General features: G+C 61.6%; 20 protein-coding genes. 12 read left to right on the top strand and 8 right to left on the bottom strand.

What is annotated here, in order from left to right:
* On the top strand, positions 1 to 1,275 hold the full coding sequence (locus ACP3TE_RS09920) for a carbamoyl-phosphate synthase (protein ID WP_133834167.1): 1,275 nt from the start codon (positions 1 to 3) through the stop codon (positions 1,273 to 1,275).
* A 12-nt stretch (positions 1,276 to 1,287) separates the two neighbouring features.
* Here ACP3TE_RS09920 and ACP3TE_RS09925 read toward each other — a convergent pair whose 3' ends face one another.
* Positions 1,288 to 2,712 (bottom strand): DUF4232 domain-containing protein, encoded by a 1,425-nt coding sequence (locus tag ACP3TE_RS09925; RefSeq protein ID WP_133834166.1) that lies wholly within the window; start codon positions 2,710 to 2,712, stop codon positions 1,288 to 1,290.
* A gap of 109 nt (positions 2,713 to 2,821) precedes the next feature.
* Between ACP3TE_RS09925 and ACP3TE_RS09930 the strand changes: the two genes are divergently transcribed.
* Entirely contained in the window at positions 2,822 to 3,280 is a 459-nt protein-coding gene (locus ACP3TE_RS09930) for a GatB/YqeY domain-containing protein (protein ID WP_426733408.1), read from the top strand.
* Positions 3,281 to 3,395: 115 nt separating this feature from the next.
* Positions 3,396 to 4,643: a CynX/NimT family MFS transporter gene (locus tag ACP3TE_RS09935; protein ID WP_286134065.1), complete on the top strand. Its 1,248-nt coding sequence runs from the start codon at positions 3,396 to 3,398 to the stop codon at positions 4,641 to 4,643.
* Here ACP3TE_RS09935 and ACP3TE_RS09940 read toward each other — a convergent pair.
* Positions 4,640 to 5,404 carry a DUF2786 domain-containing protein gene (locus ACP3TE_RS09940; protein WP_359185159.1) on the bottom strand — a complete coding sequence of 255 codons (765 nt, stop codon included), beginning with the start codon at positions 5,402 to 5,404 and terminating at the stop codon, positions 4,640 to 4,642. The two genes, ACP3TE_RS09935 and ACP3TE_RS09940, sit on opposite strands and share 4 nt — an antisense overlap.
* A 216-nt stretch (positions 5,405 to 5,620) precedes the next feature.
* On the opposite strand from ACP3TE_RS09940, the gene ACP3TE_RS09945 reads away from it, so the two are divergent.
* Entirely contained in the window at positions 5,621 to 5,785 is a 165-nt protein-coding gene (locus ACP3TE_RS09945; protein WP_400341377.1) for a hypothetical protein, read from the top strand.
* A gap of 27 nt (positions 5,786 to 5,812) precedes the next feature.
* Here ACP3TE_RS09945 and ACP3TE_RS09950 read toward each other — a convergent pair whose 3' ends face one another.
* Positions 5,813 to 6,478, bottom strand: a complete 666-nt coding sequence (locus ACP3TE_RS09950; RefSeq protein ID WP_105656120.1) for an IclR family transcriptional regulator — start codon at positions 6,476 to 6,478, stop codon at positions 5,813 to 5,815.
* Between the two features lie 168 nt (positions 6,479 to 6,646).
* Here ACP3TE_RS09950 and ACP3TE_RS09955 point away from each other — a divergent pair, with 168 nt between their 5' ends.
* The 3 genes from ACP3TE_RS09955 (at position 6,647) to ACP3TE_RS09965 (ending at position 10,288) form a co-directional block, all read left to right on the top strand.
* Complete coding sequence (locus tag ACP3TE_RS09955) at positions 6,647 to 8,545, top strand: FAD-dependent monooxygenase (RefSeq protein WP_426733411.1); 1,899 nt, start codon at positions 6,647 to 6,649, stop codon at positions 8,543 to 8,545.
* 111 nt (positions 8,546 to 8,656) lie between these two features.
* A complete protein-coding gene (locus ACP3TE_RS09960; RefSeq protein ID WP_359185163.1) occupies positions 8,657 to 9,376 on the top strand; it encodes an AAA family ATPase in 720 nt (239 codons plus the stop codon).
* Positions 9,377 to 9,460: 84 nt separating this feature from the next.
* Positions 9,461 to 10,288, top strand: coding sequence for a PspA/IM30 family protein (locus ACP3TE_RS09965; protein ID WP_426733413.1), 828 nt, complete (start codon positions 9,461 to 9,463; stop codon positions 10,286 to 10,288).
* Positions 10,289 to 10,374: 86 nt separating this feature from the next.
* Here ACP3TE_RS09965 and ACP3TE_RS09970 read toward each other — a convergent pair whose 3' ends face one another.
* From ACP3TE_RS09970 to ACP3TE_RS09980, 3 genes are read right to left on the bottom strand one after another with little or no spacing between them, the layout of a single operon-like run.
* Positions 10,375 to 11,238: a hypothetical protein gene (locus tag ACP3TE_RS09970; RefSeq protein ID WP_400341368.1), complete on the bottom strand. Its 864-nt coding sequence runs from the start codon at positions 11,236 to 11,238 to the stop codon at positions 10,375 to 10,377.
* The gene (locus ACP3TE_RS09975) at positions 11,235 to 11,924 is read right to left on the bottom strand and encodes a response regulator transcription factor (RefSeq protein WP_332727922.1); all 690 of its coding nucleotides are present in this window, start codon (positions 11,922 to 11,924) and stop codon (positions 11,235 to 11,237) included. Before ACP3TE_RS09975 ends, ACP3TE_RS09970 begins: the two co-directional genes overlap by 4 nt.
* Complete coding sequence (locus ACP3TE_RS09980; RefSeq protein ID WP_426733416.1) at positions 11,912 to 13,204, bottom strand: sensor histidine kinase; 1,293 nt, start codon at positions 13,202 to 13,204, stop codon at positions 11,912 to 11,914. The genes ACP3TE_RS09975 and ACP3TE_RS09980 overlap by 13 nt, the downstream gene beginning before the upstream one ends.
* Before the next feature lie 125 nt (positions 13,205 to 13,329).
* On the opposite strand from ACP3TE_RS09980, the gene ACP3TE_RS09985 reads away from it, so the two are divergent.
* Entirely contained in the window at positions 13,330 to 13,938 is a 609-nt protein-coding gene (locus ACP3TE_RS09985) for a GNAT family N-acetyltransferase (protein WP_426733417.1), read from the top strand.
* 71 nt (positions 13,939 to 14,009) lie between these two features.
* Entirely contained in the window at positions 14,010 to 14,849 is an 840-nt protein-coding gene (locus ACP3TE_RS09990; RefSeq protein WP_105656138.1) for an SGNH/GDSL hydrolase family protein, read from the top strand.
* 4 nt (positions 14,850 to 14,853) lie between these two features.
* Here the strand turns inward: ACP3TE_RS09990 and ACP3TE_RS09995 are convergent, their stop codons facing one another.
* Both ACP3TE_RS09995 and ACP3TE_RS10000 read right to left on the bottom strand, forming a co-directional pair.
* A complete protein-coding gene (locus tag ACP3TE_RS09995; protein WP_332489207.1) occupies positions 14,854 to 15,276 on the bottom strand; it encodes a VOC family protein in 423 nt (140 codons plus the stop codon).
* 198 nt (positions 15,277 to 15,474) lie between these two features.
* The gene (locus ACP3TE_RS10000) at positions 15,475 to 15,897 is read right to left on the bottom strand and encodes an acyl-CoA thioesterase (RefSeq protein ID WP_105656140.1); all 423 of its coding nucleotides are present in this window, start codon (positions 15,895 to 15,897) and stop codon (positions 15,475 to 15,477) included.
* 244 nt (positions 15,898 to 16,141) lie between these two features.
* Here ACP3TE_RS10000 and glsA point away from each other — a divergent pair, with 244 nt between their 5' ends.
* From glsA to ACP3TE_RS10015, 3 genes are all read left to right on the top strand, one after another.
* Entirely contained in the window at positions 16,142 to 17,170 is a 1,029-nt protein-coding gene (glsA, locus tag ACP3TE_RS10005; protein ID WP_105656141.1) for a glutaminase A, read from the top strand.
* Positions 17,171 to 17,508: 338 nt separating this feature from the next.
* On the top strand, positions 17,509 to 17,796 hold the full coding sequence (locus tag ACP3TE_RS10010; RefSeq protein ID WP_426733419.1) for an alternate-type signal peptide domain-containing protein: 288 nt from the start codon (positions 17,509 to 17,511) through the stop codon (positions 17,794 to 17,796).
* Between the two features lie 51 nt (positions 17,797 to 17,847).
* Positions 17,848 to 18,063 carry a hypothetical protein gene (locus ACP3TE_RS10015; protein ID WP_426733421.1) on the top strand — a complete coding sequence of 72 codons (216 nt, stop codon included), beginning with the start codon at positions 17,848 to 17,850 and terminating at the stop codon, positions 18,061 to 18,063.
* Positions 18,064 to 18,072: the final 9 nt, after the last annotated feature.

Raw genomic sequence — 18,072 nt, forward strand, 5'->3', positions numbered from 1 at the left:
TTGGCAATCGATCCAACCCAGCCATTTGTCCCGGTCATCCTCGGCGGGGACATCGGCACCTACACCTTGGCGCGCGAATTCTACGAGGCCTACGGGGTACGCTCGGTGGTTCTGCCGGCTGCCGGCAACGGCGTCATCGAGCACTCGGTAGCCATCGAACTGCGCCCCATCGGCTCCATGGCCGACGAGGGACGCGTAGTCGCGGCCCTGGTCGAGCTGGCCGATGAGCTGAAGGCCGCGGCGGATCGGCCGCTGATGCTTTTCGGCTCCCTGGACTTCCACATCATGCTGATCGCCAAGAACCGTGAGCAGCTTGAGGAACAGTACGTCATCCCGTACCCCCAGCTGGAAACCATCGAGGGTGCGGCACTGAAAGAGAACTTCTACGCGCTCGCCGAAAAATTGGGCATCGCCCACCCGCGCACCGCCGTGTATTACCCGGGAACCCCGCTGGATTCGCTGGTTGGTTCCTTCGACTACCCGGTCATCGGCAAGCCATCGAGCTCCGCGGATTGGATCGCCGCCAAGTTCGAGGGCAAGCAGAAGATCCACACCATCGACAGCCGTGCCGACCTCGAAGCCCTGATTTCCAGAATCGATGGCAGCGGCTACGACTCGGGCTACATCTTCCAGGAGTACATTCCGGGCGGAGATGACGCGATGCGCCTGTGCACCTACTTCGCCACCCAGGAAGAAAAGGTCATCTTCGCCGGCTACGGCGAAGTGGTGATCGAGGAGCATGCCCCGCTGGTGCTGGGCAATTCGGCTGCCATTGTCACCGGTCGCAACGATGCGATGGCCGCCGATGGCGCGCGCATGCTCGAAGAACTGGGCTGGCGCGGAATTGCCATGATCGATGCCAAATACGATCACCGCGATGGCCAGATCAAATTCTTCGAGATCAACCCGCGCCTGGGCCGCAACCACTTCTACCTGACCGCAGCCGGGGTGAACCCGGCCCGTTTCTATGTCACCGAGTTCCTCGGCGCGCCGTTCGATCAGTCGAACCCGGAAACCGACGCGGTGGTGGACACCGGGACAGGAGTCTTGCAGCTGTCGCGCCAGCGGCTATTCACCGTGCTGCCGCACCACTTGCTGCGCCGCTTCCTGGACAGCGGAACCGGCCGCAAGGCGGAAGCACTGCTCAAGGCCGGCAAGGTCTCGAACCCGTTGAAGTTCGCAGCCGAGAAGAACCCTCGCCGCAAGCTCTATCTGCTGTTGAATGCGGCCAACCACTACCGCAAGTTCAAGGCGTTCCCGCCGCGCACCCAGTAGGCTTGCCCAGGCCTAGGGCCTAGGAGTGGCCGGTGGTTGCGGTTTGAAGGCGTCTCCAGGAATTGCCCACCCGTCGCGCGCCTGGACCCAGGGGCTTTGGGCGATCTGCGCCCCGTCCAGGATGTCAAGGGACGTCGGCTGGCCATCGTATTGGGGTGCGAGCTGGACCGGTTTCATTCCCTTGGCTGCGGCGATGACCAGGGCAACGGTTTCATCCGGATCCTGGGACGTTGACATGGCATTCCAATCCAGCGTCGAAATCACCGCTTCGCCGGAAGGGATGGCAACGCGTTCAAGGAGGATATCCGGTTCGGGCTGCAGCGCGATATCTGGCTGGGCATCGCCGGCCTCATTGAGGAAATCGATCTGCGGGTAGGACTGCAACGCGCACGAGCGAGCAGAAATGTTCTTGGCGTAGACCGCCATGTACCGTGAACCGGCAGCTGCATCGGGTGCGCCGAGGGCTATTTCCAAGTCCCCCTCTGCGCACAACGGAGCTGGCTGATTCGCTGGCCAGCTTTTGACCTTGTCGGGAAGAACCACAGGCTTGGGAATCAGCCATTGTGGTTTCTTGTTTCCAACCCAGCCTTCAGCAAGGACCTCGTATCGAGGCGATGCCAGCTTGTAGGGCATGGGCTCGCCAAAGGGACCATGCCGCTCCAGCCATAAGCGGGTTTCCTTTTCCGCCTCTGCTGGCGCCTCGTTGCCGAGGACCAGGTTCAATCCGGAATGATCAATGCTGGCGCTCTCGAAGACACCTCGCTTGGCCGCCTCGATAAGAAGCTGGAGCTCGGGAATATCAGTGCGTTTCGCGGGCGAATAGCGCACGGATCGATCTGCTAGTGCCAAATCGGTGGGGTGCTTGGCCTGTGCAGCGAATTTTCCCAGCGCCAGCAGCTGCTCCAAATTAAACGCCGTGGCCGAGTAGTTAGCCGCACTTGCCGCGCCGAGCTCGCGTAGGCGGAATGCGAATGAAGCCCTCTCACCGAGAAGACCAGGCTTCGCTTGCTCTTCGCCTCCAAAGTGCGAAAAATTGTCGGAGACTTCCAGTGGGTAGGTTTTCGTCTTTGAGCCTGGGATATTCTGGGGTTCACCGGCGACAAAGGCCAGGTCGATGTTCCGCAAGCTCAGGGCATGGGCCCCAGCCTGGATCTGTTGTGCCATCTCCCGCACGATTACTTCCGCTTGTGCAGGATCGAGCTGATCCAATAGCACGAATTGCAGGTCAACTGACAGATCCGGTGCGGCCAAGACATCGTGATCCATGACCTCGGAGGACATCTGGACGCCAAGGACCCCGTCCCGGTCCTCGACGGCTGCAACGAAATCGCAAACTTCATCGGGCGCGTCGCAGGAATTCCATGGCTGCCAGATCACCAGGATGGCTGCGATAAGAGCCAGTGCGATGACGCTAGCTCCAGCGCGCAGTGAATTCATCTGGCTACTGTATCAAATGCGACCTCATGCTTGACCGCTGGTACTCCGGAAAACGGTAACCGGATAATGCGAGTAAAATTTCAAGCACACGTATTGAAAGCGAGTTCCCATGAGTTTGAAAGATCGCCTGCGCGATGACAGCATCGCCCATCTGAAGGCCGGCAACGAGCTGGAGAAGACGACCCTGCGCAATATCCTCAGTGCCATCGGCACCAAGGAAAAGTCCGGAAAGAACCCCAGCGAGCTCAACGACCAGGATGTCGAGAACCTGCTTCGCAAGGAAGTCGGCAACCGCGAGGAAACTGCTGGCCTGGCCGCCAAGGACGGCCGCACCGAATTGGCTGAACGCGAATTGGCCGAAGCCGCCTTCATCTCCACGTACCTGCCCAAGATGCTTGACGAAGCGCAAGCCCAGGACATTGTCGAGAGGATCATGGCCGAACTTGCAGCCGATCACGACCTGACCATGAAGGACATGGGCCTGGCCATGAAGCTGGTCGGCGCCGAAATCGCTGGCCGCTTCGATGGCAAGGCTGTCTCCCAGATGGTGCGCGCCAAACTGGGCTAGCCAACTCTGGACTTTTCATTCGGCACGGGCCGTCCCACTTTTGGGGCGGCCCGTTGCCGTAGTCCAGGCAACGGGGATGGGATCCGGGTGTTGAAGCAGATAGTCTGTGGATACCATGCCTGACTTCCCGAAAAACCGCGCCACCCTGTCCAAGGGCTCTGGCGCACTGCTGATCCTTGCCATCATCCTGGCCTCGCTGAACCTGCGTCCTGCCGTCACCTCCTTGGGGTCCCTGCTTGATCTGGTGATTGGCGACCTGCAGATGAATGGCTTCGTGGCCGGAATGATCACCGGCATCCCTCCACTGTGCTTCGCGCTGCTGGGTCCCTTGGCGCCGCGGCTGGCCGGGAAGCGCGGACCGGAACTAGTGGTGGCCTCAGCCATGGGTGCTGTCCTGTTGGGCATTGCCCTGCGCGCGGTGGCTCCGGGGACCGGATTCTTCCTGCTGTGCACCGCATTGGCCCTTGCGGGCATCGCGGTGGGCAACATTCTCATGCCGGTACTGGTCAAGCGCTGGTTCCCGGGAAAGATCGGGATTGTCACCGGCGCCTACACTACGGCGGTTGCCTTGGGTGCTTCCGGAGTTGCGGGGGTCGCCGTGCCGGTGAATCAGATGCTCGGCGGAAACTGGCGCGTGGGCTTGGGATTCTGGGCAATTCTGGCCTTGCTGGCGCTGGTGCTGTGGCTTTTGGTGTACTTCGGGATGCGCAACCAAATCGCAGCCCAGCAGCAGCATCTTGCCAGTAACTCAAATGATGCGGCCGGCATCGGGCCGATGAGCAAGAACGCCACCGCATGGTGGGTGGCGTTGTTCTTCGGCGGGCAGTCCGCCGTGGCTTATATCTTCATGGGGTGGCTGCCCAAGATCTTCATCGACTTGGGAGTCTCGCCGGCATTCGCTGGATCCCTGCTGGCGATCCTGCTGGGTGTGGGCGTGCCTTTGTCCTTCGTGATGCCGGCGCTCGCTGCCAAATTCTCGAACCAGGCGCCACTGGTGATCTTCAACGGTGCCGTGGGCATCATCGCGATCATCGGCATGCTGCTTGCTCCGGTCCAGGGAGCGGTGCTGTGGGCGGTGCTGCTGGGCATTTGCGGGTCGAACTTCCCGCTGGCCTTGACCATGATCGGCTTGAAGGCCCGCACCGCCGCGGGTGTCTCGAAGCTCTCCACCTTCGGCCAGTCTGCGGGCTATCTGCTGGCGTTCCCCGGTCCGTTCCTGGTCGGGGTGCTGCACGAAACTTCGGGTTCATGGGTTGCGCCAATGTGGCTTATTGCCGGCTTGATCGTTTTCCAGACCCTGGTCGGCATCATGGCCGGGCGTCCGCGCTACATCGAGGATACGCAACTAGAGCAAGTGCGCTAGCTGGCGACTTCGCCGGTCGCGGCTGAGTCGACGTGCTTGTCGAAACCGAGATCTGCCTGGCTTCCTGCGACCCGTCCGGCCAATGAGGCATTGGCGCTTCCGGCTGCGGCGCGGTTCCTGCTGCGGCGCAGGAACGGATATTGGTTGCTGACGAATTCGTCGACCTGTTCCTTGCGGCTAGCCAGGACCAGTTCGGTCCCGCTGCCGCTGTGCACGCTTTCTTCCTGGTAGAGGATGGCGATGCGCGAAGCGACTTGCAGGTAGAAGCTGCGCTGGAATTCGCGGCGTTCAATGGTTTTCTCGGAATCGGTGTACCAGTTCGCGTAGAGCTTGCCCTCCTGTGCCCACCAGTGGGCCATGGCAGCAGTCGCCTGGACAACCAAGGAGGCGAGGAGATTCTTGACGGTAGCTACATCCGATTCATGGCCGATGATGTACAGCCTGCACGAGGTCGAGTAGTTGCTTTGCAGCATGGACACCGTGCGGAAGGCCCGGCCCACAGCGGACAGGCCATCGCGCTGTCCCAGGCGGTAGACGCCGCGCATATCGAAGTGCTCCTCGATAATGGCTTCCTTCTTCTTGCCCCGGTGGGCCGAGTCGGCATCCAGTTCCGCACGGCCGATGCCATAGCGCACCATGAGCCGTTCGGCATGTTCCTGGAAGGTCTGCGCTTCGTGTGGAAAAGTGGTGTTCTCGGCCTTGTTCAGCAATAGGGCAATGCGTTCTTTCAAGCGTTGCAGCTTTTGCTCAGAGGTGCTCATGGCTTCTTCCTTGCTAGCGGTCCGGCGGTGGCGAAGCGGTCATATCCGGTTCTCTGCATTAGTTTGCCACGAGGTGCAGAGCCCTGCTTGAGGGGCTGTGGGTAACTGCCGCCAGTGGACCCTAGCCGGTTGTGCAAACCGCGCGTAGAGTGAAGGCACCAAGCAGGTCCAGCAGGCCCGCGAACTTCGCTTCGCGGCTGGTCATCGGAGGTTGTGATGGGTGATTTTCGTGCATACACCATGGAAGAGCGGGCCACGTACCTGGCTCCTTCATGCGATCGCTGCGGGCAGCACCGCCACATAGTGTGGGAGAAGGTTGAAGGTACCCAGACCTACCGTCCGCGTGATGCGGGGTGCTCCAATGAGGCCTGCACCGCCTAGCTAGCGCAGCGTGCGGGCAGGTACCGCTCACGAGCGGATGCCCAGGCTTGCCGAGATGCGTGCCGAGGCGGCCGTGAGCACGGCTGCAATGTGGTTGCGATCGCGTTCCAGCGGCGGGTAGATGACGGCGATGGCCGCGGGCTTGCCCTGCGGGAGCACCAGCGGAACGGCAATCGAGGTCAACCCCGGGATCACTTCGTCATGGCTGAATTCGAAGTCCTTGGCCGGGTGCTCCTGGGGATTGAGCATGGAACGGATGACCCGTCCAGGTGCGCCGTTGTCGATCGGATGGCGGGTGCCCGGGCGCTGGGCCACGGTGGCATCGGCGAGCCGGGGTTCTGCGGTGCTCAGGGTAACGGCTGCCTCGCCATCGAAGACGACAAGCAGCGCCGTCATCTGCAGCTCATCGGAGACGGTGGCCAGATGCGGTGCGGCCGCGGCCTGCAGGGACTTGGCGACGTTGCGCGCCAGCGCGCCCAGGCGGGCTCCCAATTCGAGCTCGCCTGCCGGATTGCGTTCCACGAATCCGTACTGCTCGAAGGTCTTGACCAGCCGGTAGGCCATGGAGCGGTGCACGCCTAGCAGTCCGGCGAGTTCCGAGACGCTCAGCGGCGTCGCGGATTCCCCGATCAGGGTCAGTGCCTCTAGCCCGCGGCCCAGGGTCTGCGAACCGCCTTCGGTGGTTTTGCTCATGTTCCAATCATTCCATCTGGCCTGCGCAGATGCCTGCCGCGCTGTTCCCGGTGTGATCCACGTCTTGCCTACAGCCTACGTGAAAGCTACGATTGTTTCTATAGTTAGGACAGTGTCGCAATTATAGAGACAATGAAGTTCAGCGGCACAGCGATAGGGAGCCACATTATGCAGATTCACCACAGGGGATACGTTTCCGGGGATCCACGGGTCAAGGAAGCAGCCGGTTACGGCATTGACCGCGCCGAGCAAATTCCCGATGAAATGGATGTGCTGATCGTTGGAACCGGTCCGGCGGCCACCGTGGTGACCGCGCAGCTCTCGCGCTTCCCGAGCATCAACGCCCGCGCCATCGAGATGCGCCCGGGCCGGCTCGACGTCGGCCAGGCCGACGGCATCCAGGCCCGCTCGGTGGAAACCTTCCAGGCTTTCGGCTTCGCCAACGAGGTTATCGAAGAGGCCTACCGCAATGTCGAAATGTGCTTCTGGACCCCGGACCCCGAGAACCCGGCGAACATCAAGCGCCATTCGCGTGCTGCCGACGACTCCACCGGAATGAGCGAATTCCCGCACATCTACGTGAACCAGTCGCGCATCCTGGACTACTTCCTGCGTGACGCCGAACGCGCGCCGGGCAAAATCACCCCGGACTACGGCGTGGAATACCTCGGCTGCGAGATCGACCCGGACGCCGAATACCCGGTGTCCGCGCGCATCAAGTACGTGGCGGGGCCGCGTACTGGCGAAGAGCGCACCGTGAAGGCCAAGTACCTGGTTGGCGGCGACGGCGCGCGCAGCCAGGTGCGCCGCTCGCTGGGCCACAAGCTGCACGGCGATGCGGCCCTGCATGCCTGGGGCGTCATGGACGTCATGGTCAACACCGACTTCCCGGACATCCAGGTCAAATGCTCCATCCAGTCCCACGACGCGGGCAATATCCTGCTCATCCCGCGCGAGGGCGGCTATCTGGTCCGCTTCTACGTGGACCTGGGCGAGCTGACCGCCGAGGATGCCGGGGCCATCCGCAACACCCCGGTCGAGGAAATCGTGGCCACGGCCAACCGCATCATCCACCCGTACACCATGGACGTGAAGAACGTCGCCTGGTTCTCGGTCTACGAGGTGGCCCACCGGATCACCGACGGCTTCGACGACGTTTCCGATGAGGAGCGCGGCACCCGCTGCGCGCGCGCCTTCATCATGGGCGATGCCTGCCACACCCACTCGGCCAAGGCCGGGCAGGGCATGAACGTGTCCATCCAGGACGGCTTCAACCTGGGCTGGAAGCTGGCCGCCGTGCTCGAAGGCCGCGCCCCGGATGCGCTGCTGGATACCTACGCCGGGGAACGCAAGGTCATCGCGCAGAACCTGATCGACTTCGACAAGGAATGGTCCACCCTGATGGCCAAGTCGGTGGACGATTGGGAAGACCCTGACGAGCTGGAGAAGTACTACACCAAGACCCAGGAATTCCCTGCCGGGTTCATGACGCAGTACACTCAATCGCCGATCACCGCCGGCCTGGAGCACCAGGATCTGGCCCCGGGCTTCCCGGTGGGCAAGCGCTTCAAGTCCGCCGAGGTCATCCGCCGTTCGGATAATCGCTGGCGCCACTTGGGCCACTTCCACGAGGCTGACGGACGCTGGCGCATCTACGCCTTCGCCGATGCGGCAGCACCGGCACTGGAGGGCACCGCAATGGCCGACTTCGCCGCTTGGTGGAGCGCCGATCCGGCATCGCCGCGCAACCTGTACACCCCGGCAGGCAGGGACGAGGATGCCGTTTTCGATACCAAGGCCATCTACCAGCAGGACTATACGCAGGTCGAGCTGCATGATGTGCCCAAGGCCTTCCAGCCGCTGAAGGTCCCGTACGGCCTGCACGACATCAACCAGGTATTCGCAGCCGGCCACGGCCGCGACATCTTCCGCGACCGCGAAATCAGCAAGAACGGCGCCATCGTGGTGGTTCGCCCGGATCAGTACGTCGCCGGGATCTTCCCGCTGGATGCGCGTGAGGAGATTGCCGGGTTCTTCGCCGGGAACATGCTTCCGGCCAACGGCTAGCAAACCCTAGTGGCTCTTTGGCCGCACCCTGCTGAACCATGGGTGCGGCCAAGGGGCCAAGCCTGCATAACGGCCGCCAAGCTGTCGCGCGCTGCTGGTAGCCTCGGGTGCATGAGCGCACTTTTCGACACTCTGCCGGTTCGCCGCATCACCGAACATCCCAAGGCACCCATGGATCGTTCCGACTGGGCCGCCCAGATCCCGGCGGTGCAACAACTGCTTGACGAGGGCCTTGAGCTGGGCCAGCTGACTGTGCTGGTGGGTGAGAACGGCGCGGGAAAATCAACTCTTGTCGAGGCGATTGCAGCGGCCTTTGGACTGAATGCCGAGGGCGGAACCCGCAACAGCATGCACCATACCCAGCCCACCGAATCCGGGTTGTCCTCGCACCTGCAATTGGAACGCGGAGCCGGTGCGTCCAAGGCCGGAGTGTTCTTGCGCGCAGAAACTATGCACGGGCACTTCGCCTATCTGGGCTCCATCGGCTCGCGCGGAAAGCACAATTTCCAGAGCCATGGCGAATCCTTCGTCGAGTTCTTCACCGAGCGCTCGTATGTCAATGGGTTGTGGGTCTTCGACGAAGCCGAGTCAGCGCTGTCCTTCAATGGCTGCCTCATGCTGCTCTCGCATATTGCAGATCTGCTGCGTTCCGGTTCCCAGGTAATTCTCTCCACCCACTCGCCAATTCTTGCTTCCTTGCCGGAGGCGCGAATCTATGAAATCGGGGAGTGGGGCATCCGCGAATCGGACTACGACGAGTTGGACATGGTGCGGAACTGGCGGCTTTTCCTGGATGCCCCGGGACGGTACCTGCGCCATTTCAATGACTAGATTGCCAACGCAGCGTGGTCTTCGGTTAGAGCGGCGCTGCTAATTCCCCTAAGCTTTAAGCAACGGAAGACGAAGGGACGCACTATGGCCAAGAAGCGCTCAATTTGGGCTCGAATGTTCGGTATCGGCAAGGCTAACGCCAACGCCGCTTTGGATGCTCTGGAGGATCCGAAGAAGATGCTGGACCAGTCGGTTCGCGAATACACCAACAACATTGCCCAGGCCGAGCAGGCGGTTGCCCAGACCATCGGCAACCTGCGCATGGCCGAGGACGACCACGCCAAGTTCCAGCAGGAAGCCAAGGACTGGGGCAACAAGGCGCTGGCCGCGTCGAACAAGGCTGACGAATATTCTGCCGCCGGTGACAGCACCAACCAGCAGAAGTTCAACCAGCTGGCCACGGTGGCCATCCAGCGCCAGATGGACGCCGAGAAGCGCGCCAAGAACCTGGGATCCACGATCGCCACCCAGCGTGATGTCGTGGCCAAGCTGAAGACCGGTCTGAACACCATGCAGACCAAGCGCCAGGAACTGGTGGCCAAGCGCGATGAGCTGGTGGCCCGCGCGCGCAATGCCAAGACCCAGAACCAGATGATGGACACCCTCAAGGCCCTGGACATCAACGACCCGACCAGCGAGATCAGCCGCTTCGAGCAGCAGATCCGCCAGGACGAAGCCAAGGTCCGCGGTGCGCAGGAACTGGCGGCCTCTTCCCTGGATGCGCAGTTCGCGCAGCTGGAAGACCTCGGTGCCGAGACCGAAGTTGATGCGCGCTTGGCAGCCTTGAAGGCCAGCAACGCCCCACAGGACATCCTCAAGGAAGCCGACGGCGCAGCGCAGATCGAAGCCGGCGCACCGCAGGTTTCCGAGATCGAAGCACGCCTGGCTGCCTTGAAGAAGAACCAGGCCTAGGTCCTAGCCACAAGCGCCAAAGCGTCCCTTCCCGGATCACTACTGATCCGGGAAGGGACGCTTTGCCTTTTTCGTGGGAACCGGGTCTAGCGGCCGACCGATTCCTGGGCGGTGCCTGCTGGATGCAAGGTGGCACTGCCTGCGGAGACATCGATCGTGATCTTGTTAGGGGAGTTCGGATCGGTGGCGAGCAGGTTCTCGACGGATCCGGCGGCCGTATTCTGCCGCAGGTCGTAGGTGGCCTCGGGCAGTTCCAGCTCCAGCGAGCCGGCGCTGACACTGCCCTCGATGCTCTTGGGCGCCGTGCCCGAGAGTTCGCCAATGAGTTCGCCGGCCGAGATATCAAACCGGGCGCTTCGGACATTGTCCAGGCGCACCGTTGCTTCCCCTGCGCCCAAGTCGATATCGGCGGTGTGCGCGCTGCCGGTGAGGTTCAGCTCCCCGGCACCGACTTCAACCACCAGGTCCTTGTAGGCGCCGACTGCGTTGAAGGATCCGGCGGACAGCTCGAAGTCCGCATCCAGCCTTCCGTTGTCCATGGATTGCGGAAGCACCAGCGTTGCCTCGTTGTCGTCGAATCCGCAGCCGAAGAAGCAGAAGTTGTCCCAGGCATTCGGGGCTTCGACGATGAGCCGATCGCGCTCCCGATGCAGCTTCCAGCTCGCGGACTTGGCGCTTTTGACTTCAAGTGTTGCCTTGTCGGTGTCCGCAAAGACCAGATCGAAGCGTCCCGAGCTCGCCGAAACTTCCAAGGCGGTCACCCCGGAGACCTCTGCTTCGTGGACCGAATGCTCCCGGGAGACCGAAGCAAAGGCGCTGCGTGCCGTGGCGATGACCAAGGTGAGAATGACCAGCCCGCCGAGCACCGCGAGGATGATATTCAGCGGCTTGCCGTTGTTGGGTGGCGCCGGTGGGTTTGGCGGTAGCGGCATGGTTTGCGTGGTAGTCATGATCCTGTCCTGTCTGTGCGGTTGGTGCCCAGGGTTTCAATATGAGCCAGGGCTGCCAGCACGCGCCGGTTGCCCGTTCCGTCGGCTTCCAAGCCGAGTTTCTGGAAGATGGAAGTGATGTACTTTTCTACGCTGGCCTCCGAGAGGAAGAGCAGCGCGGCGATCGCCTGGTTGGATTTTCCTTCGGCCAGCGCGGCCAGGACTGTGCGTTCCCGGTCGGTCAGCTTCTGCATGCGGTCATCGTGATTGCGTCGAGTCAACAGCTGTGCCACCACTTCCTGGTCCAAGACGGTTCCACCACCTGCAATCTGCTCCAGCGAAGCAATGAACTCGCTGACATCCGCAACACGGTCCTTGAGCAGGTAGCCGATCGCTCCGGACTGGGTGGAAATCAGTTCCGAGGCGTAGCGCTCCTCGACGTACTGGGAGAGCACCAGCACCGGCAGATCCGGATACTTCTTGCGCAGTTCCAGCGCCGCACGGATGCCTTCATCCGTGTAGGTCGGCGGGAGACGGACATCCAGGATGCAGATCTGCGGGAAATCATCGGCGGACGAGTTGTCCAGGAAATCCATCAGCCCGCTGGTTTCGGGCAAATCCGCGACAACATGGTGGCCGCTGTGGGCCAGCAACCTGACCAGCCCTTCACGCAGCAGGACCGAATCCTCGCAAATCAGTACGCGCATAACACGTTCACCTCCACTGCAGTTGGCCCGCCCTGGGGGCTGTCCAGGCTAAAGGTGCCGCCGGCGGCGAGCACCCGATTATTGATTCCATCCAGGCCGCCGCCGGGGGTGATGCGCGCCCCGCCGGTGCCGTTGTCCTCGATGCGGGCCCACAGGCTTTGCTGGCCCTCATGCTCCCGGACCCTCACGGTGATCTGGCAGCGCTGGGCCCGCGAATGCTTGGCAGCATTGGTCAGCGCCTCGGCAATGGCGAAGTACACCGCCGCTTCGGCCACGCGCGGATAGCGCCCATTGAGCTGGATATCCAGGCCCACCGGGATATGCGAGCGGCCTGCGATAGCCGAGAGCGCCGCATCCAGTCCGCGGTCATCGAGTACCGACGCGTAGATTCCGCGGGTGAGCTGGCGCAGTTCGGTAATCGCGGACTTGGTTGAAGCATGGGCCTCGGCCACCAGTTCCTTGGCCTGGCGCGGATCGCTGTCGATCTGCTGGTGCGCAAGCCCCAAGGTCATGGCCACGGAGACCAGCCGGGGCTGGACCCCATCGTGCAGGTCGCGTTCGATGCGGGTGCGCTCCACCTCTGCGGCGCGCACCGCTCCTTCACGCTGCACCGCGGTGGTGCGCACGCGTTCGACCAGTGCACTCTCGCGGGCAATAGAACCGACGATTCCCACGGTGACCATCCGGTGCAAGAAAACCAAGCCGATAACCACTGCTATTCCCAGCAGCGCCGCCAGCACCAGCCAAGGTGCCTGGCTTACTGGAGTCTGGAAGCCCCACAGCCCGGGAACGGTTCCCAGCGGGTCGGCACTATCTGCCTGCAAGACCGGGGCGAAGGCAACGATGGACGAACGCACGGCCATTTGCAGGGCAGTGAGCATCAGCGAGCCGGCCAGGCAGGAGAAGAGCAAGCTTCCCAGCAGCGCCCACATGCGTCCGTTGGACACATTGCGTCCGAGCGAACGGACGTATTCGCCAAAGCCTTCACGGCGGCGTGGCCGCCAGGTCAGCGGAGCGACGTCCATGTCGTAGAGGTTGCTGATTCGAGTCAGCTCGAAGCGGGCCAGGCCGAAGAGCGCATAGACCAATCCGGCCAAGACGACCAGGCCCAAACCGAGGATCGGGGTCAGCGCGACGCCTACCGAGAGCCAGGCCAGCAGCAGCGAAAACAGGATCAGGCCGGCAGACCCGAACAATGCCATATGCAGCAGCGTCATGCCCAATCTCAGCGGGGGACGGGCAGGTGCGGTGCCCGGTAGAACCTTAGGTGTCGAAGTCATACCTCAACACTAGAGCGCGCAGGTCAGCGCCAACACCGAGGGAACCGGAGTTCTTCATTATGGAAAACCCGAAGAATTTGTCTCCCAGGGTGCCCTTTGGGCTTTTCGGAGCGCAGGATGGACAGATGGACACGAACCAGGATCCGCAGGCGGCAGGAACAGCGCCCCTCGAGATCAGGCCGCTGGCCGAAGAACGCATGGACGACTTCGCGACGGTAGTGAATCCGAGCCGGAGGCAGAAGCATTGCTGGTGCTTGTCGCACCGGATCGGTGCCGCCGAGATCAGGGAACGAGGCGCAGGGGACCGGTTCGCCGCCATGCGCTCACTGAGCACCGAGCCGATTGCCCCGGGAGTGATCGCTTATCGCGCAGGGGAACCGGTGGGCTGGTGCAGCATCGCTCCGCGATCGAGGATCCCACTGCTGGAAAAGTCCAAGCTCATCAGGCCCGTGGATGATCTGGAGGCTTGGAGCATCACCTGCATGGTGGTGCGCAGCGGCTACCGCCGCCAGGGCGTGAATCGGGAAATGGTCCAAGGCGCAGTGCAGTATGCGCGGGACCTCGGGGCGCCAGCGGTCGAAGCCTACCCCGTGGATCCGGCAGGGCGGATGGACCTGACCATGGCCTTCGTCGGAACCAGGAAGATGTTCGAGCAGGCCGGGTTCGAGGTCGTCGGGATCAGCGACGCCCAGGCCAGCAGGATGCCCCGGCTGATCATGCGCATGGTTTTCTGAACCGCCAGGGTTTACCAGAAATTCAACCGCAAGCTTCATGCTATGCACTTTCGGCTTCTAGCGTCGGTAGCATGGGACGGCTGTTTATGGCGATCGGGGATTCCTTTACCGAAGGTGTGGGGGACTGGGAACCCAGGCTGCCCAACGGTGTACGCGGATGGGCCGATCGCGTGGCCAAGCAGTTATCCAAAGCGGATCCCGAGTGGCAGTACGTGAACCTGGGAATACGCAGCCGACGGCTCCAGTCGATTATCGACGAGCAGATCCCCATAGCCCTGGAACTCAGGCCGGAGGTGATCACCTTTTATGCCGGCGGCAACGACATCCTGGAATTCCGCAAGGACATGAAGGAATTCCTTGCCCGATACTCGCAGGCTGTCGAAGCCCTGGTTTCCACGGGTGCCAAGGTCCTGCTGTTCACCGGGTTCGATATCCCCGTGCACCCGGTGCTCGCCCCGTTCAAGCGGCGCAACTGGCGCTTCAATGACCACGTGCGCCGGCTCGCTGAACGCTATCCGGACTCAGTAGTGCTCGTTGACTACTGGAATTGGGAGGCGTACCGGGATAAGCGCATGTGGGATATCGACAAGCTGCACATGAATCGTGCCGGCCATCGCTACATGGCCATCAGGATCCTGGAGATCCTCGGGTATCCACACCAGCTGGTTTTCGATCCCTTTGGCGCCGCGGACCGGGTCGGATTCTGGCAGGCCACGCAGCGCGACGTGGAGTGGCTGAGGCAGTGGGTGCTGCCGATGTTCGGGCGGCGCATGCGCGGCATTACCCTGGGGGACCAGCTGCGTCCCCGCTGGCCGGAGCCGATGCATCCGGCCAAGGGGATGAAGAAGCAGTTCCGCAAGCGCCGCAAAGCAGAAGAGCTGCGGCACCTGCGGAATTCCGAGGTCGGCTAGCAGCCTAGCTGCCTGGGTTTTCCATTGCTTCTGGACTCATCCACGCGATTTCCCAGACGTGGCCATCCGGGTCCTGAACGGCTGCCTGGTACATGCCCGGGAATGGCTCATCTGCCGGGCGGTAGACGCTGCCGCCACCGGCCTCGGCCCGCGCAACGAAGTCGTCGACGCCTTCGCGGGTTTCTGCCGAAAGGGCATTGAGGGTTTCGCGCAGGCCGCTTCCGAGCGCCGGCTTATCGCCGTTGACCAGGAAGCTTGCGAAGAACTCTTGGCGCAGGACCATTACGAGAATGTTCTCGGCGATGATCCATGAGGTGGCATTTTCATCGGAGAACGTCGTGTTCTTGGTGAAGCCCATGGCCTCGTAGAACTTGTCGGCTCTGGCTAGATCGGCGGTCGGTAGGTTGACGAAAATCATCTGGCCCATGGGTTTCTCGCTTCTGCGTAGGGGGAATTCCTCAGTGCAAAAACAACTTTGCTGGACGCATGAACCGAGCGCAAGAGCTATGCGGGATTAACCTTGAAATGAAACAAGGCCCCGCCAGGGCACGCAGTTAAGCGCGGCCGAGCGGGGCCTTGAACCAAACCCTTGAATTCTTGAGGGCTTCGGGCATTCAAACGGGGACTAGATCAGTGCCTTGGTGATTTCCAGCGGGATGCGATCGCGGGTGTAGGTGATGTGGTCGTAGCCGTGCGGTGCCGGCTTGCCGTCTTCGCCGATGTTCACGAAGACGATCTTCTCGATGGTCAGGATCGATTCCTGGGTGAAGATGTTGCGTACCTCTGCGCGCAGGGTGACCGAAGTCCGGCCGAAGTCGATAGCCGTCAGGCCCATCTCGATCAGGTCGCCTTCCTTTGCGGAGGCGATGAAGTTGATCTCGGACATGAACTTGGTGACAACGTGCTTGTTGCCCAGCTGGATGATCGAGTAGATCGCAGCTTCTTCGTCGATCCAGCGCAACAGGCTGCCGCCGAACAGCGTGCCGTTTGCGTTCAAGTCTTCTGGGCGAACCCACTTGCGCGTATGAAAAGTAATACCCTTAGCCATACACAAAATGCTAAGTCAGATCGGGTGCATTGCGCTGTAAGTTGCTCCACAATGTAGGGGAAAACACATGCGATTCATGCATTGAGCACCAAGTGGACACGTGATTGGAGCGGGTGCCGGGAGAACTGGCCCAATGCTTCCTGCCTGCTGATGGCTGTATCCAAGGTGCTAAGCGGCAATGCTGTTGATAAGGTCAAATCAAGCAGCATGAATCAACGGACCCAGGACTAAAAGGCAGGTGAAGATGACCTATCCTTCGGAAGGGAATAACGAAACTATTCCCACCGATTTCGACGACGTCGTTCAGCAAGTTTCTACCGGTGAGCTGGAACATGATCGCATCGATTCCCTGCTCAAGGAAGCCCATGAGCGATACGCGGATGCAGACGACGGGCTCCTTGCCCACTACATACCGATCCTGGGCCAAGCGGACCCCAATCTCTTTGGCATCGCCATGTCCCACGTCGGCGGCTCTGTCCACATGGTTGGCGATTGCGATCACCTGTTCTCGATCCAGTCGATCTCCAAGATGTTCGTCTACGCGCTAGTGGTGCAGGAGCACGGGCGCGAGGTCGTTCGCGAACGCATCGGCGTGAACAATACGGGCATGTCCTTCAACTCTGTGATGGCCGTGGAATTGAACAACGGCTTGCCGATGAACCCCATGGTCAATGCCGGCGCCATCGCCACGACAGCAATGATGCCCGGCAAGACCGCTGCCAAGAAGTGGGAGAACGTCCGGGAAGGGCTCTCCGCCTTTGCTGGCCGGGCGCTGAGCCTGGATGACGAGGTCTACCACTCCGAATCGCTGGCCAACGAGCGCAACAAGGCCCTGGGTCATTTGCTCAAGAGCTACGGGCGGCTGGAGAACGAACCTGCGGATGCCGTTGATGTGTACACCAAGCAGTGCTCGCTGAATATCAGCGCGCATGATCTTGCCGTCATGGGCGCGACGCTGGCCGATGGCGGAGTGAACCCGGTGACCGGAAAGCGCGTCGTCGATGCAGACGTTTGCCGCGATACCCTGGCGACCGTGGCCTCCAACGGCTTGTACGAGCGTTCTGGCGAGTGGCTGTTCGAGATCGGGATCCCGGCGAAGTCCGGGGTCTCTGGCGGTATTGTCGCGGTAGCTCCGGGCAAGGGTGCCATTGGCGCGTTCTCGCCGCCCTTGGATATGGCCGGGAACTCGGTGCGCGCGCAGCTGGCCATCGGGCAGCTTTCGCGTGCCATGGGCCTGAATCTGTTTGCGTCGGCGCCAGATCGGGAAAGCTGATCCCGTGCGTTTCGCGCATTATCCAAAAGGCGGATTGATTCGCTAACTAGCTAAACTTTTATGGACAGGTGGATGGCCTTTGCCGTCCATCTTTCGCCATTCGGTGCCGGATCGTTTCGAGAGTTGAAATCCTCGCGCAAAGGAACTGGTCAGCTGCTGGTTAGCAAGAATTTTCGATGCCATGAGAATACGTTTTCACGGCGGTTGTCTTGTTTCCTTTAGCGGTGCAGGCCGGCGGCAGCGACATGTGACGTCCGGGGGTTGTAAAACCTACTAAACAAGCTTTACTTAAAGTGTGTGTCACTGGGGGCACCTGAAACTTTGAGGATGCGTAATTCATGAAGAAAGTAACCAAGGCAACCATTGCTGCTGTTGCAGCCGGAGCGCTGTTGCTCGGCGGCGCTGGAACGATCGCGCGCTGGCAGGCGCAGCAGACTATTGACGCGGGCACCGTGGAAACCGGCCACCTGAACTTGACGACCAACGGGGAGGGCAGCTGGCAGGACATCAGCAATCCGGAAGCGCCCGAGCCGTTCGACCCGGCAACCCAGCAGCTCGTTCCCGGGGACGTTGTTGCGTTCAGCCAGACCGCCACCATCGATGCCGAAGGCAAGAACATTGCATGATCGCTGAGCGTCGACCAGGCGGCTACGGCGCTGGGAGCGTTGGAAGGATACGTGACCGTCGCTCTGCAGGTCGATGCATCGGCGCCGGGGATTACGGAGGAAGCTGACGGCACACTGAGCTTTGCCGATCCGGGCACCTATTCAGTTCCATTCCTGATCACCGTCACCTTTGCCGAAGGAGCGGTGGGGGACACCCCGCCGTCGACCTACGACCAGCCGCTGGATCTTGAAGCGCTGACGCTGACCTTGGACCAAGTCCGCGCTTAGTCATGGAAC

It is taken from the genome of Glutamicibacter sp. 2E12, assembly GCF_050030965.1.
Classification (GTDB): Bacteria; Actinomycetota; Actinomycetes; order Actinomycetales; family Micrococcaceae; genus Glutamicibacter.

Coding starts and splice junctions, on each gene's coding strand:
- ACP3TE_RS09925 (WP_133834166.1), bottom strand. CDS start 2,712: ATGAATTCACTGCGCGCTGGAGCTAGCGTCATCGCACTGGCTCTTATC.
- ACP3TE_RS09930 (WP_426733408.1), top strand. CDS start 2,822: ATGAGTTTGAAAGATCGCCTGCGCGATGACAGCATCGCCCATCTGAAG.
- ACP3TE_RS09935 (WP_286134065.1), top strand. CDS start 3,396: ATGCCTGACTTCCCGAAAAACCGCGCCACCCTGTCCAAGGGCTCTGGC.
- ACP3TE_RS09940 (WP_359185159.1), bottom strand. CDS start 5,404: ATGAGCACCTCTGAGCAAAAGCTGCAACGCTTGAAAGAACGCATTGCC.
- ACP3TE_RS09945 (WP_400341377.1), top strand. CDS start 5,621: ATGGGTGATTTTCGTGCATACACCATGGAAGAGCGGGCCACGTACCTG.
- ACP3TE_RS09950 (WP_105656120.1), bottom strand. CDS start 6,478: ATGAGCAAAACCACCGAAGGCGGTTCGCAGACCCTGGGCCGCGGGCTA.
- ACP3TE_RS09955 (WP_426733411.1), top strand. CDS start 6,647: ATGCAGATTCACCACAGGGGATACGTTTCCGGGGATCCACGGGTCAAG.
- ACP3TE_RS09960 (WP_359185163.1), top strand. CDS start 8,657: ATGAGCGCACTTTTCGACACTCTGCCGGTTCGCCGCATCACCGAACAT.
- ACP3TE_RS09965 (WP_426733413.1), top strand. CDS start 9,461: ATGGCCAAGAAGCGCTCAATTTGGGCTCGAATGTTCGGTATCGGCAAG.
- ACP3TE_RS09970 (WP_400341368.1), bottom strand. CDS start 11,238: ATGACTACCACGCAAACCATGCCGCTACCGCCAAACCCACCGGCGCCA.
- ACP3TE_RS09975 (WP_332727922.1), bottom strand. CDS start 11,924: ATGCGCGTACTGATTTGCGAGGATTCGGTCCTGCTGCGTGAAGGGCTG.
- ACP3TE_RS09980 (WP_426733416.1), bottom strand. CDS start 13,204: ATGACTTCGACACCTAAGGTTCTACCGGGCACCGCACCTGCCCGTCCC.
- ACP3TE_RS09985 (WP_426733417.1), top strand. CDS start 13,330: ATGGACACGAACCAGGATCCGCAGGCGGCAGGAACAGCGCCCCTCGAG.
- ACP3TE_RS09990 (WP_105656138.1), top strand. CDS start 14,010: ATGGGACGGCTGTTTATGGCGATCGGGGATTCCTTTACCGAAGGTGTG.
- ACP3TE_RS09995 (WP_332489207.1), bottom strand. CDS start 15,276: ATGGGCCAGATGATTTTCGTCAACCTACCGACCGCCGATCTAGCCAGA.
- ACP3TE_RS10000 (WP_105656140.1), bottom strand. CDS start 15,897: ATGGCTAAGGGTATTACTTTTCATACGCGCAAGTGGGTTCGCCCAGAA.
- glsA (WP_105656141.1), top strand. CDS start 16,142: ATGACCTATCCTTCGGAAGGGAATAACGAAACTATTCCCACCGATTTC.
- ACP3TE_RS10010 (WP_426733419.1), top strand. CDS start 17,509: ATGAAGAAAGTAACCAAGGCAACCATTGCTGCTGTTGCAGCCGGAGCG.